Raw genomic sequence first — 13,147 nt, 5'->3', positions numbered from 1 at the left:
TTAGATATTTTAGATTGCAAAATATTAAAGAAGGCTTTTTTTCTTATACATTATTGCTCCCCCAAGTAAAGAAATAAAGAATCCTAATAAAGCATTCCAGGTGATTGTTATTATAGACATAATATAGGGTGAACCTATTTTTTTTGATACTTCCAGACCTTGATTTACATCTTTTCTTGACATAGTGAGATTATCCTCAATCATTTGCTCTTCTAGAACCTCATATTTTTTAGCTAAGTGATCAGGTTCTATAATCGTATGAAATAAAATACTCCAAACTGAGAGCATTACCGCAGCTAATACAGCAATACCTATACCAATTTTTATGGCTTTGCTTAATTTTAAGAAACCTCCGTTAGCGGATTTATAGGCATATATTCCTGATAAGATTACTATAATTCGTACTGATAAATCCAAAACAGGATGAATAGAGCTTGCATCGTGGTTTAAATCAATAACAACTCGAGATATAACATACAGAATTCCTAAAATCACTCCGTATCTTAAAATATATTTTTTGATAGAAATATTGGTTTCTGGCATAATTACTTTTTAAATAATACTTAACAAATATATTAAAAGGTTATGAGTTGAAATTAAGAACCATACTCAACCAATTCTTGATATATAGGATCTTTTGATATCTTATGAATTAATTGCTTTTTTGTGTCGTGTTTCTTTTTGCGAACATATTTTTCTGTATATCCAGTTTCTAATGCGATTTCTTTACTGCTTTTTTCTTCAAAAATAAGTTTCCATAGTTGCTTTGTCTTGCCATGTAATGTAGAAAAATAAGTGTTAAATAAATTTTTACGGTTTTTATTCAAAATTTCTTCTGTGATGGATATTTGGTCATCTTCAAAATCATCAGTTAATATATCAGCCATAGCCCATTTCCTTTCATTACGAACATGATTTCGCCATAGATTTTTGCATATACCTTTAAAATAAGCGGCTACAGAAATATTAATTACATCTTGATTAGAACGTAATTTTAGATACACTAATAATAAAGCATCTTGAAAAATATCTTCAGCATCTTCTTTTGATCCACCTTGTTTAGAAATGTAACTTTTTATATATGAAAAGTGCTGATGATAAAATGATTTCAAAATAATTTCATCTCCCGATACGATTCTGTTTTTGATCTCTTCTTCATTCATTCTGCTCATAATTTTGTTTTTATCCCTAAATATTTCGTTTAATAGATTAACAAGTTATTTTGTGCTTGAAAATTGGATTAACTTTTTCAACAACCTGCGAATTAGGTTTCACAATAGACTTTTAATAACTGATTACAAATCTATAGCGGAGAATAAGGTTGATACAAACAAAATGAGTCTTAATTTATAAAAATCGACCTGTTTTTGGTTAAAAAATGAAGTGGTAATTATCTGATAATTAGACTTTTGTGTTTTTGTAGTTAAGTTTGTGATAATTAGAATGAAAAACGTGGGTTTTTACAGATAATACAGTCATAAAACCTTATTTAGAGCTATAAAATATTTTAAATAAAGAAGATGGTGGCTATATTTTTTGTAAATCTTAAGACCTTTTATGGTAAGAATTACTAAAATTAAAAATGTTTATGTACATACTTACATATTATAAAAATGTAACGATCTATTCGGTTTTTATAACAGTAAAAATTACGATGATAAGTAGATTTTTGCATTTAAGACAATAAAATATATTGATAATAATAGATTAGAGATAGAGTTTTTGAGATAGAGGAACTTATAGAAAAAAGTAATGATTAAATTATAATAGGCGTATTTAGGAAATATTGTTAATTCATGCAAAACATAATAAATATCCCGACTAAAGTCTTTTTTTCTTGTGCATAATAACTCCTCCAATCAAAGAAATAATTGATCCAAATAATAAATTTTCAATCAAAACATATAGTGATTTAACATAAATAGATCCAAACTTTTCTGCAATTGCTATATTTCTATCTAATTGTTTTTGTGATAAATCTGGATTATTAGCTATTATTCTCTCTATTTCTGCATTTAACATTTGATCTGATAAATTAGGATCAATAACATTAAATAAAATGGCTTTCCAAATAATTGTAATTATTCCACCAAATAAGACAATACCAATCCCAATTTTTATAGCATTTCCTAATTTTAAAAAACCATTATTATCTAATTTATGTTTATATATTCCATAATTGATGACACCAATAAGTATGATTGCACTTATAATTGGAAACAACCAATTTTCATTAGTCATATTACCTATTAAATAGAGAATAAAGGAATAAATAGCTGATAAAATTCCAAGAACGAAACCATATTTCAGAATATAATTTCTAGCTGATAGAGTATTGTTTTTCATTTTAAGTGTTTTTCAAACGGTGAAACATCGTAAATGTTCAAAACAGAAATTTGTATATCAATAATTGGAACTAGCTATAAAACTCTTTTCTTATGCATTATCACCCCTCCAATTAAAGAAATAATTGACCCAAATAATAAATTAGAAACTGTGGAAAATGCAGTTTTCATGTAGGAAGAATTAAAGGTTTCAGCGATTCTCAAGCTTTTTTCTATTTCTTCCTGAGACATATCGGGATTCACTGACATTCCACTTTTTAAACCTGCCTGGATAAATTGATTATGTATTTCGGGATCTATAAAATTTAGTAATGAAAAAAACCAAATAAAAATTACTATACCACTTATTAGGGCAATGCCAATCCCAATTTTTAAAGCCTGGCTCAATTTTAAAAAGCCTTTATTACTTAGTTTGTATTTGTATATACCGTAAATAATTACAAAGATTAGTATAAATAAATTTATTAGAGGTATTATCAAATTTTTACTGAATATTTTATCGGTTGAATAAGTTGTTATTTTAAATATAACATCCAGAACCCCTAAAACCAATCCATAAGTTATTATAATTTTTTTGATAGAAGGAACAGTAGTTTCTTTCATGGTTAAGTTATTAAACATAATTAAGTGCTGACCTCAAATATAGTTAAATGATATGATGAAGGTCAGAAATGTATGGTTTTTACTTATATTAGAAAGAATAAAGTGTAGAAATAATTTTAAAATCCACTATAGTTAGAGCTAGCTATAAAGTTTTTTTCTTATACATTATCACCCCTCCAATTAAAGAAATAATTGACCCAAATAATAAATTAGAAACAGTTAGAAATGCTGTCAGCATATAAGAAGAACTAAAAGTTTCAGAAACAGCGATACTTCTCTCTATTTGTTCTTGAGATATGTCAGAGTTATTTGATATTCCACTATTTAGCTTCGCTTGAACTATCCGATTATACACATCGGGATCAATAACATTCAATAGCAATAAAAACCATATAAAAGTTACAATCCCGCCAATAAAGGAAACTCCAATTCCAATTTTCATGGCTTGACCTAGTTTTAAAAAATCATCATTACTCTTTTTATATTTATATATTCCATAAATAATTACAGAAGTTAATAACATTAATTCGGTTACTGCTATTACCCAATTATTACTGGTGATATTATTGGTAAGGTAGATAATTATTCTATGTGAGCTAAGAATAATCCCCAAAACCAATCCATAAGTTATTATAATTTTTTTGATAGAAGGAACAGTGGTTTCTTTCATGGTTATGTTATTAAACATAATTAAGTGCTTACCTCAAATATAGTCAAATGGTATGATGAAGGTTAGAAATGTATGGTTTTTACATACTATTGGAAAGAATAAAGTGTGTAAATAATTTTAAGGTCTACTATAGTTAGAACTAGCTATAAAGTTTTTTTCTTATGCATTATTGCTCCTCCGATCAAAGAAATAAGTGACCCAAATAATAGATTCGAAACAGTTAAAAATGCTGTCAGCATATAAGAAGAACTAAAAGTTTCAGCAATCGAAACACTTCTCTCTATTTGTCCTTGAGATATATCAGGATTATTTGATATTCCACTTTTTAACTTCGCTTGAACTATCTGATTATACACATCGGGATCAATAACATTCAATAACAATAAAAACCATATAAAAGTTACAATCCCGCCAATAAAGGAAACTCCAACTCCAATTTTGATGGCTTGGCTTAATTTTAAAAAGTCATTATTACTCTTTTTGTATTTATATATTCCATAAATAATCATAATTATTAGAATAATTAATTCAATGATAGATTTTATCCAATTTTGTTCCGTAATCTTATTAAAAATGTAAAGAACAATATTATATGTAATAGATAATATTCCAAGAATCACTCCATATTTTAAGACGCATTTTTTGATAGAGCCAATGTTTTTTTTCATTAGTAAGTAATAATATGCTAGAGGTTAAAGGGGTAAATATCTTAATTTTTAAGTTAAGTAATAGTTTTCTGCTTTTTAAAAATAAACGATCTTTGATTTTGCTTTATTACAATTTATTAGCTAAGTTTTCTCTTTTATAATGAAGTAAATTAAAATCAATTTTAGTTTTTTAATGAAAAGAATATTGTTTTTGGTACTTATTTTAAGCTGTAAGGTATTGGCTCAGGATAGAGTGACAGATTTTAAAATTCCTGATTCTTTAGAAGGTAAAAGATATTTACAGCTGTATGAATTGTTCTTTGAAAACTACAAAAAAGAACCTGATAAAGCCTATGTTTATGCTAAAACATATATAGAAAAAGGTAGGCAAGAAAAAAAAGATTTTTTTACTACTCGCGGCTTCTTTTTAATCTCTCATTTATATGAAGGAAAAGAAAGGTATTTAGTATATATGGATAGTATTATTCAATTGTCAAAAGAATCTAAAAATCAACTGTTTCTCGCAGATGGATATTTATTAAAAGGGGATTATTATTTAACAAAGGGAATGTTTAAAAAAGCATTAAACAATTATAATGCAGCTAAAGAGATTGCCTTGCAAAAGTCTAACCTTAGGATATTGTATTCTTGTAATCGTTCTGTAGGTCAATTAAAAAGTTGGATAGGAGAGCATAGGGGAGCTCTGAAAAGTTTTCAAAAATGTTATGAATATGCATCTAAAAAAGATTTAAAAGATCAGGTTAAAAATATTCTTTTTTTGGCTAGAGAATATAACTACCTAAATGTTTTAGATTCAGCATCATATTTTAATAAAAGAGGAATTCAAAAATCACTGAATAATAAAGATGAACAATTATACCATTCATTTGTTTTAAACTCTGCAATAACTAACTATCATGAAAAAAAATATAAACAAGGAATTGATAGTATAACAAAAGCGTTTTCTTATTTTCAGGATAATAATAGAACCTCTGAGTTAACATTATCATATTATTACTTAGGTAAGATATATTCTGAAATTGATTTGAAGGATCAGAGTATTCATTATTTAATTAAAATGGATTCGATGATTCAAATAGAGAAAAATATTCTTCCAGATATGATAGAAGGGTTTAAAATATTGATGAATCATTTTGAAGAGGAAAAAAGTTTTGACCAAAGATTGCTCTACTCTAAAAAACTCTCCCAAACAGATAGCTTATATAATAGTGTTTATACGGATTCGATAAAGAAAGTAATTAAAGAGTATGATATTCCTTTAATCGTTTTTAAGGATGATATTAGAATATCTAATTTAAAAGATGATGGGTTTTCCTGGAGAATAACTATAGTAGTATTGACTCTTTTTCTTATTATATTTATTAGTGCTACAATTTTTCTTTATAAAGATCGTGCACGGTATCAAAAAAGTTTTAGAGCAATAGTTTCTCATACAAATCAATTATCGGATCCAGAATCAATGCTTAAAGAAGAGAATGAAAAGAAACTTAATGATTTAAATATTTCTACTAATGTAATTGAAAGAGTTTTGAAAGGGATGAACGATTTTGAAAATAAAGAACGCTACCTAAGCAAAAAATATAGTTTAAATGTATTAGCCAAAGAATTGGATACTAATTCAACTTATTTATCAAAAATAATTAATGTTTATAAAGGAAAGAATTTTTCTAATTATTTACATGATCTTAGAATTGGTTATGCAATAGAACGATTAAAAGATGATAGACAATTTAGATTATATTCTATAAAAGGTATTTCTGAAGAGGTTGGTTTTAAAAACAGCGAATCATTTTCAAAAGCATTCCATAAAAAAACAGGGATTTATCCTTCATCATTTATAAATAAATTGAAGCATATTTAGTTTTAAGTTTATAAAAAGGTAGAAAATAATGGAATAGTACAGTAGTTACGAGGGAAATTATATTGATTAAACAAAAATACCAAGATGTTCACAAGCTAAAAAACATCTTTTTTTCTTTGCATTATTGCACCTGCGAATAAAGAAATAAGTGATCCAAAAAATAAATTGGAAACTGTTAAAAAAACTGTTAACATATATGAAGAACTAAATGTTTTAGTAATTTCTATACTTTTATCCATTTGTTCTTGCGATATTTTAGAGTCAGACGATAATAACCTTTCAGGCTTGGCTTGAAGTATTTGATTGGGTAAATCTGGATCAATGACATTCAATAATAGAAAATTCCAAATAAAAGGAACTAATCCTCCTATTAAAGCTATTCCGATTCCAATTTTTAAAGCTTGTCCAAGTTTTAAAAAGCCCTGATTACGTGATTTAAAAACATAAATGCCATAAATGATTATGGATGTAAGTATAGTTAATTCGATTATTGGCTTTATCCAATTTTTATTGATTGAATTCCCTGTAATATATAAGATTATGTCATATATAATTAATACGATTCCTAGAATTACTCCATATTTTAGGATGCATTTTTTTGTAGAAATAGTAGTTTTTTCCATACTGTAAAGATGCTAGATACTTGTTTATTAGGCTTCAAGTCACAAATATAATAAAATGTTACACTTCAATAAAAAGAGCACTTTATCGATATAATCCAAGTTTTTGTCGTATATTTATAAAATTATTACGGTTTTTCCGTAATTAAAATAAGGTCTTTGCTTATGTTTGAATATAAAGATTTTAGCAAGCAAAAGTTGAGGCTAAGTGTGTGGTAATGCGTTGTTTAGTTTGAATTATATTGTTGATTAAAATAGAAATAAACCTCTTTGAAATTTCATCCCCAATTTAAATTGATAAAATATTAACAAAATTACAGCTTATGAAAAAACTATTACTTTTTACATTTTGGATTTCTTTATTATTCATCACTTCCTGTTCAAAGGACGATAGATCTGAGGAGATTTTATCAGCTCAAAAAGAATATTTGGTAAAGCAAACCATTATTGAATTTAATAAAAGTGCAATTAAAACAGGGAAATATGAAACTTTTATTAACTCTTTCTCCGAGAAATCAGCATCTGGAGAATTGAGTCAAACTGAAATAGAACTATTAATCCAAGAATTTTTAGGAAATCAGACAGAAGAATTTTTAAATGTTTATTATCAGCTAGAAGCTCTAAATCTTACTGCAGAAGAGTTTTATAGCATTGCTGATCAATTTGAAGACTTAAGAATATATTTAATTGGTCTTTCAAGTAATCGAAGCCAACGAGGATGTTGCGATGTTTCGGATGCAGATGATGGAGTGCTTGCAATTTTGTTAGGTTGGGCGTGTAACTGCCAAGAAACTGCATCTGGAGAAGGAGGATAATATTTTAAACTTTAGATAGGGTTGATTATAGTAAATTAATTTCAATTTCTTTAATCAAAAATATTTTGTGATTAAAAAATTAGTTGTAAATTTGCACCTCGAAAATTGAATAAGATATAAAATAATGAGAAAAGATATTCACCCAGAAAATTATAGACTAGTTGCCTTTAAGGATATGTCAAATGATGAAGTTTTTATAACTAAATCTACTGCGAATACTAAAGAAACACTTGATGTTGATGGTGTAGAGTATCCGTTAGTGAAATTAGAAATTTCAAGAACTTCTCATCCTTTCTATACAGGTAAATCTAAACTTATTGATACAGCAGGACGTATCGACAAGTTCAAAAATAAATATGCTAAATTCAAGAAGTAATTCTAGCATAAGAATTTAATAAAGGCCTTTCTTAGCAGAAAGGCTTTTTTATTTACCATTATTTCAGAACATCTAAAAAACTAAAATAATTGGTTGATTTAACCCTGGTTTAACCTTGAGTTTTTATTTTTGCTCTGGATACAACATTGACTTTACCCCATTATTATTAACAATCAACTATAGATCAAGACATGAATTATATTCTTTTTGATGGAGCTTCGCGTGATGCGTTATTGCCTTTTACCTATACAAGACCTGTAGCAGAAATCCGAATTGGGATATTAACGATACGAGAAAAATGGGAGAAACACTTGGGGTTTACTACATCTACGGTAACAGAGGATTATCTAAGTGAGAAATTCCCTATGGTAGAGTTAGAAGAAAATGTGATGATCAATGCATCTTATCTTCCTTCTCAAAATCTGGTGACTATGATTAGCAATCTACAACCAGAACAAGCTGTTTTTTATAATGATGAACCAATAGCTTTTTATGTAAAAGAAGATCAGGAAGTAGATTTTGATACGTATGAAGTGATCCAGTATAATTATGACATCTTTACGGTTAAAAATACCTGGGATATTTTCTCAAAGAATGAACAGGCAATTAATGAAGATTTTGCACTATTGACTGATGGTAGACAAAGTGAACCTATTCCGGAAAGTAATAATGTACTAGCGCCAGAAAATGTCTTTATAGAAAAAGGAGCAAAACTCGAATTTGCAACACTTAATGCAAGTAAAGGACCAATTTATATAGCAAAGGATGCAGAAATCATGGAAGGAAGCCTTATTAGAGGGCCTTTTGTGTTATGCGAGAAGGCAAAGGTTAAAATGGGAGCAAGAATTTATGGAGGAACTACTATTGGACCTCATTCTAAAGTTGGAGGTGAGATAACAAATTCGGTGATATTTGGATGTTCTAATAAAGGACATGATGGGTATCTAGGTAATTCGGTAATAGGAGAGTGGTGTAACATAGGGGCAGATACCAATACCTCTAATTTAAAAAACAATTATGCTCAGGTTCGTTTATGGAGCTATGAAACCGAAGGTTTTGCCAAAACGGGATTACAATTCTGTGGATTGATGATGGGGGATCATTCTAAATGTGGAATCAATACCATGTTTAATACAGGAACGGTAATAGGAGTGAATGCTAATATTTTTGGAAGTGGTTTCCCACGTAATTTTATACCTAGTTATAGTTGGGGTGGAAACGGTGGTTTTACAACCTACCTAACCAAAAAAGCATTTGAAGTAGCTAAGGTTGTAATGACAAGACGCGATGTTCCTTTTACAGATGAAGATGCTAAAATACTAGAGCATATTTTTGAGGAAACGAAGACTTGGCGTAAAGGTTTTGATTCATAGAAGGATATTAATTGTACTGGTTGTGCATTTAGGAAAATTATTATAAAAGGATTGATTCGAGTATTTTGTTGCAATAAAATGAAGACAAAATGTATCGAGAATAGTCTTTTTTAAATAAAATCCTATTCTCGATATACTTCTCCTGAAGTCGAAGCACTCGAATTGACGGATTATGATTTAAAAAATAATTAAATGTACAATGGGTTAATTATTTCCATCAAATTACTTTTTCTTTTCTTTCCAAACTCGTTTAAGAATTAAGAAGTTTTGAGGATTGTTGGTAAGTCCTTTCACATTTTTTTGTGTAAAACGTACCACTTCATCATAGTATAAAGGAACTATGGGGGCGTGCGCTATGATGATAGAATCCATTTTTGCATAATATTGCTCTCTAAGCGCTTGATCTGTGATAGAAAAACTCTCCTCATATAAACGATCAAAAGTTTCATTTTTAAAATGAGTATAGTTAGGTCCGTTAGGAGTAAAATTCTTGCTGTAATACGGAGAAAGAAAGTTCTCTGCATCTGGATAATCAGCAATCCAACTAGCTCTGAAGAGATCTAGTTTACCGCTCCATTTTTGTTCTCTAATAGTAGATGGTGGCATAACATCTACTTTTACTGTGAGACCGATCTTCTCTAATTCTCTTTGTATAAATTCGCAAAGGCTTAAGTAGTTACTATCTGTAGCGATGGCAATGGTTGGATTTGTGTTTCCGGTTTGTTGGATATAGGTTTTTACCAGTTTTCTGGCTTTTTCAGGATTATAAGTAAATCCTTGCACATTATTAAAACCAGGAAGTCCTTTGGGAATAAAACCATTTACTGCTGGCGTACCGATACCATTTTTGAGATACGTAATCATTTTTTCTCTATCAAAACCATAATTTACCGCTTTTCTAAGTAGTTCGGATTTGATTTCGTCTTTTTCACTTTCTAAATAAAATCCTAGGTATTCAGAATTTAAGTAGGGACCTTTGCTTATATTGATACGATCTTTATACCGATCTCTTAAATTACCTGCAGGAGTGAGCAATTCATCTTTGTAAGAAGCATCCAGGCTGTTAAGAAAATCTATGTTACCTTTTGCAAACTGTAAAAATTCGCTTTGTTTCTCTGGTAAAAAGGTAATGGCAACAGCTTCAAGATAGGGTAGTTGTTTTCCGTTTTTATCTTTTTCAAAGTATAATTCATTTTTGCGAAGTACAAGTTTGACATTTTCTTCCCATAATTTAAATTTAAAAGGACCGGTACCGATAGGGTGAGCCCTAAATTTGTTTCCGTAATGCTCTACAATTTCTCTAGGTACTACAGAACAATACCGCATACTCATTAATCCTAAAAATGCAGGAAAAGGTTTTTTGAGATTAATTGTAAAAATACTGTCGTTAACAGCTTTGTAGTTTTCTACATTTTTTAAAACCCAATTGCCTGGCGAGGCTACTTTTGGATCTATTAATCGATCAAAACTATAAGTAAAATCAGAAGCTATTACTGCTCGAGTACTGTCTGGTGTTTTAAACTGATGATGTTTATGAAAATATACATCATCCCGAAGAATAAATGTATAAGTCATTCCGTCTTCTGATATTGTCCAACTTTTTGCGATATCTGGCTGTACTTGCAGTAAATCATCAAACTGTACCAGGCCATTAAACATCTGATTTGTAGGCCAGATAATTGATGGATTTCTGGCAAAAGCGGGATCTAGTGTCTTTATATTTGAATATTCATTATATCTAAAGACCAAATGATCATTGGTCTCTTTTGAAGAGTTTCCACAAGAAATCAACAGTAGACTTGTGTAAATGATTGTTGTATAATGAATTAAACTTAAATAATGATTTGATTTCAATTTTAGTAAACGAATTATTGTTGGTATATTTGCACACTCAATTTTTTGAGTGTGTCCTGGACTCGTTTCAGGACCTTTTATTTGTAAAAAATAAAGATTCTGAAGGACTACAATGTAATGATTTTTGGAATCTTAGTCGTAAATTTAATAAGATACTGAAACAAGTTCAGTATGAATAGAAAAAAAGTTGCTTTTTATACGTTAGGTTGTAAACTGAATTTTTCAGAAACCTCTACTATTGCCCGAAATTTTAAAGATGAAGGTTTTGATAGGGTAGATTTTTCTGAAGACGCAGATATTTATGTAATTAATACTTGCTCAGTTACAGAGAATGCCGATAAACGTTTTAAAACTATTGTAAAACAGGCACAAAAGGTAAACCCTGATGCTTTTGTAGCTGCCGTAGGTTGCTATGCGCAATTAAAACCAGAAGAACTAGCATCTGTTGATGGAGTAGATCTTGTTTTGGGAGCTACAGAGAAATTTAAAATCACAGATTATATCCATGATTTGTCTAAGAATGACTTTGGAGAAGTGCATTCTTGTGAAATAGAAGATGCAGATTTTTATGTAGGTAGTTATTCTATTGGAGACCGTACGAGAGCTTTTCTTAAAGTTCAGGATGGATGTGATTATAAATGTACGTATTGTACAATCCCACTTGCTAGAGGGATCTCGCGTAGTGATACATTGGAAAATGTACTGAAGAACGCAAAAGAAATTTCTGAAAAAGGTATTAAAGAAATTGTACTTACTGGTGTAAATATTGGTGATTACGGAAAAGGAGAATTTGGAAATAAAAAGCACGAGCATACTTTTTTTGAATTAGTGCAAGCGTTAGATATGGTAGAAGGTATTGAGCGATTAAGAATTTCTTCTATTGAGCCTAATTTACTTAAGAATGAAACTATTGATTACGTATCTCAATCAAGAACTTTTGTACCGCATTTTCATATTCCGTTACAGTCAGGTAGTGATGAGATATTAAAAATGATGCGTCGTAGATATCTTAGTGATTTATATGTTGATAGGGTTAAGAAAATTAAAGAGGTAATGCCTCATGCTTGTATTGGTGTAGATGTGATCGTTGGGTTTCCTGGAGAGACAGATGATTATTTTTTAGATACATATAATTTTCTTTCAGAACTAGATATTTCTTATTTGCATGTCTTTACATATTCAGAAAGAGATAATACGGTAGCGGCTAATCTTGAAGGTGTAATACCTTCTGATGTTCGCAAGAAAAGAAGTAAGATGTTACGTGGCTTGTCTGTAAAGAAGAGAAGAGCTTTTTATGAAAGCCAAATAGGAACTCAAAGAACAGTACTTTTTGAATCAGAAAATAAAGAAGGGTATATTCATGGTTTTACAGAGAACTATGTAAAGGTGAAAATGCCATGGAATCCGTCTTATGTTAATACTTTACATACAGTAAAACTTACCGAAATTGATGAGGATGGAATGGTACGGTTTGACTTTTTATAAGTAGAGATTGAATTGTAAAGTCTATAAATTAAAAAATCTGCACTAGTGCAGATTTTTTAATTTATAATATAGATAAAACTATATATTTATGCCTACAGGAAGTAAATCTTTATACTTCCTTCTATTTTTTCTCATAAATTTAGCGATAATAGGACTTGTTGGTACTAGTCTGATATTACGTTCTTCAATTATGTTAAATACAGCGATAATAAAATCTTCACCATACCCTTTTTCAAGGTGTTCTTCGCTCATAATAAGTTTGGTAAGAAAAATCTTTCTTTCCTGTTGGGCGTACTCAATCTTTGCTTTTTGACCTTCAATAGTAGTCTCGAACTGTCTTAGAAATTCATTGTCAATCACTTCTAATGCGACCTCGCTCATGTTCTCCATATTTTTAATTATCAGGTGTTTACATTAAATGTTGGTTTGAGTTTTGTCTCAAATTCAACGTTATATATCCTTAAAAGTTTTTATAAA

Annotated in this window: 14 protein-coding genes; 5 read left to right on the top strand and 9 right to left on the bottom strand. The window is 29.3% G+C overall.

What is annotated here, in order from left to right:
* Positions 1-24: 24 nt before the first annotated feature.
* The 6 genes from U0D62_RS16570 to U0D62_RS16545 all read right to left on the bottom strand — a co-directional run bounded on the left by U0D62_RS16570 (position 25) and on the right by U0D62_RS16545 (position 4,286).
* The gene (locus U0D62_RS16570) at positions 25-543 is read right to left on the bottom strand and encodes a DUF4199 domain-containing protein (protein ID WP_322288441.1); all 519 of its coding nucleotides are present in this window, start codon (positions 541-543) and stop codon (positions 25-27) included.
* Between the two features lie 53 nt (positions 544-596).
* The gene (locus U0D62_RS16565) at positions 597-1,172 is read right to left on the bottom strand and encodes an RNA polymerase sigma factor (protein ID WP_322288440.1); all 576 of its coding nucleotides are present in this window, start codon (positions 1,170-1,172) and stop codon (positions 597-599) included.
* A 649-nt stretch (positions 1,173-1,821) separates the two neighbouring features.
* On the bottom strand, positions 1,822-2,346 hold the full coding sequence (locus tag U0D62_RS16560) for a DUF4199 domain-containing protein (RefSeq protein WP_322288439.1): 525 nt from the start codon (positions 2,344-2,346) through the stop codon (positions 1,822-1,824).
* Between the two features lie 74 nt (positions 2,347-2,420).
* Complete coding sequence (locus U0D62_RS16555) at positions 2,421-2,948, bottom strand: DUF4199 domain-containing protein (protein WP_322288438.1); 528 nt, start codon at positions 2,946-2,948, stop codon at positions 2,421-2,423.
* A gap of 142 nt (positions 2,949-3,090) precedes the next feature.
* Complete coding sequence (locus U0D62_RS16550; protein ID WP_322288437.1) at positions 3,091-3,618, bottom strand: DUF4199 domain-containing protein; 528 nt, start codon at positions 3,616-3,618, stop codon at positions 3,091-3,093.
* A 143-nt stretch (positions 3,619-3,761) separates the two neighbouring features.
* Positions 3,762-4,286: a DUF4199 domain-containing protein gene (locus tag U0D62_RS16545; protein ID WP_322288436.1), complete on the bottom strand. Its 525-nt coding sequence runs from the start codon at positions 4,284-4,286 to the stop codon at positions 3,762-3,764.
* A 172-nt stretch (positions 4,287-4,458) separates the two neighbouring features.
* Between U0D62_RS16545 and U0D62_RS16540 the strand changes: the two genes are divergently transcribed.
* Entirely contained in the window at positions 4,459-6,147 is a 1,689-nt protein-coding gene (locus U0D62_RS16540) for a helix-turn-helix domain-containing protein (RefSeq protein WP_322288435.1), read from the top strand.
* A 95-nt stretch (positions 6,148-6,242) separates the two neighbouring features.
* Here U0D62_RS16540 and U0D62_RS16535 read toward each other — a convergent pair whose 3' ends face one another.
* A complete protein-coding gene (locus U0D62_RS16535; RefSeq protein ID WP_322288434.1) occupies positions 6,243-6,770 on the bottom strand; it encodes a DUF4199 domain-containing protein in 528 nt (175 codons plus the stop codon).
* 320 nt (positions 6,771-7,090) lie between these two features.
* Here U0D62_RS16535 and U0D62_RS16530 point away from each other — a divergent pair, with 320 nt between their 5' ends.
* The 3 genes from U0D62_RS16530 to U0D62_RS16520 all read left to right on the top strand — a co-directional run bounded on the left by U0D62_RS16530 (position 7,091) and on the right by U0D62_RS16520 (position 9,331).
* On the top strand, positions 7,091-7,582 hold the full coding sequence (locus U0D62_RS16530) for a hypothetical protein (protein ID WP_322288433.1): 492 nt from the start codon (positions 7,091-7,093) through the stop codon (positions 7,580-7,582).
* Between the two features lie 124 nt (positions 7,583-7,706).
* Positions 7,707-7,958 (top strand): type B 50S ribosomal protein L31, encoded by a 252-nt coding sequence (locus U0D62_RS16525; RefSeq protein ID WP_322288432.1) that lies wholly within the window; start codon positions 7,707-7,709, stop codon positions 7,956-7,958.
* Between the two features lie 191 nt (positions 7,959-8,149).
* Positions 8,150-9,331 (top strand): GlmU family protein, encoded by a 1,182-nt coding sequence (locus U0D62_RS16520; RefSeq protein ID WP_322288431.1) that lies wholly within the window; start codon positions 8,150-8,152, stop codon positions 9,329-9,331.
* Between the two features lie 222 nt (positions 9,332-9,553).
* On the opposite strand, the gene U0D62_RS16515 is transcribed toward U0D62_RS16520, so the two are convergent.
* Positions 9,554-11,185 carry an ABC transporter substrate-binding protein gene (locus U0D62_RS16515; RefSeq protein WP_322288430.1) on the bottom strand — a complete coding sequence of 544 codons (1,632 nt, stop codon included), beginning with the start codon at positions 11,183-11,185 and terminating at the stop codon, positions 9,554-9,556.
* A 171-nt stretch (positions 11,186-11,356) separates the two neighbouring features.
* Here U0D62_RS16515 and mtaB point away from each other — a divergent pair, with 171 nt between their 5' ends.
* On the top strand, positions 11,357-12,670 hold the full coding sequence (gene mtaB / locus U0D62_RS16510; RefSeq protein ID WP_322288429.1) for a tRNA (N(6)-L-threonylcarbamoyladenosine(37)-C(2))-methylthiotransferase MtaB: 1,314 nt from the start codon (positions 11,357-11,359) through the stop codon (positions 12,668-12,670).
* 78 nt (positions 12,671-12,748) lie between these two features.
* Here the strand turns inward: mtaB and U0D62_RS16505 are convergent, their stop codons facing one another.
* Positions 12,749-13,051 (bottom strand): GNAT family N-acetyltransferase, encoded by a 303-nt coding sequence (locus tag U0D62_RS16505; RefSeq protein WP_322288428.1) that lies wholly within the window; start codon positions 13,049-13,051, stop codon positions 12,749-12,751.
* Positions 13,052-13,147: the final 96 nt, after the last annotated feature.

Source organism: Aquimarina callyspongiae, from assembly GCF_034322225.1.
Lineage (GTDB): Bacteria > Bacteroidota > Bacteroidia > Flavobacteriales > Flavobacteriaceae > Aquimarina.
Note: the sequence above shows the minus strand (reverse complement) of the source record. Positions and strands in the feature narration are given on the sequence as shown.

Bases quoted from the DNA above. Each gene is read 5' to 3' on its own strand.
- U0D62_RS16505 (WP_322288428.1), bottom strand. From the start codon at position 13,051: ATGAGCGAGGTCGCATTAGAAGTGATTGACAATGAATTTCTAAGACAG.
- U0D62_RS16550 (WP_322288437.1), bottom strand. From the start codon at position 3,618: ATGAAAGAAACCACTGTTCCTTCTATCAAAAAAATTATAATAACTTAT.
- U0D62_RS16555 (WP_322288438.1), bottom strand. From the start codon at position 2,948: ATGAAAGAAACTACTGTTCCTTCTATCAAAAAAATTATAATAACTTAT.
- U0D62_RS16565 (WP_322288440.1), bottom strand. From the start codon at position 1,172: ATGAGCAGAATGAATGAAGAAGAGATCAAAAACAGAATCGTATCGGGA.
- U0D62_RS16520 (WP_322288431.1), top strand. From the start codon at position 8,150: ATGAATTATATTCTTTTTGATGGAGCTTCGCGTGATGCGTTATTGCCT.
- U0D62_RS16535 (WP_322288434.1), bottom strand. From the start codon at position 6,770: ATGGAAAAAACTACTATTTCTACAAAAAAATGCATCCTAAAATATGGA.
- U0D62_RS16570 (WP_322288441.1), bottom strand. From the start codon at position 543: ATGCCAGAAACCAATATTTCTATCAAAAAATATATTTTAAGATACGGA.
- U0D62_RS16545 (WP_322288436.1), bottom strand. From the start codon at position 4,286: ATGAAAAAAAACATTGGCTCTATCAAAAAATGCGTCTTAAAATATGGA.
- U0D62_RS16560 (WP_322288439.1), bottom strand. From the start codon at position 2,346: ATGAAAAACAATACTCTATCAGCTAGAAATTATATTCTGAAATATGGT.
- mtaB (WP_322288429.1), top strand. From the start codon at position 11,357: ATGAATAGAAAAAAAGTTGCTTTTTATACGTTAGGTTGTAAACTGAAT.
- U0D62_RS16530 (WP_322288433.1), top strand. From the start codon at position 7,091: ATGAAAAAACTATTACTTTTTACATTTTGGATTTCTTTATTATTCATC.
- U0D62_RS16540 (WP_322288435.1), top strand. From the start codon at position 4,459: ATGAAAAGAATATTGTTTTTGGTACTTATTTTAAGCTGTAAGGTATTG.
- U0D62_RS16525 (WP_322288432.1), top strand. From the start codon at position 7,707: ATGAGAAAAGATATTCACCCAGAAAATTATAGACTAGTTGCCTTTAAG.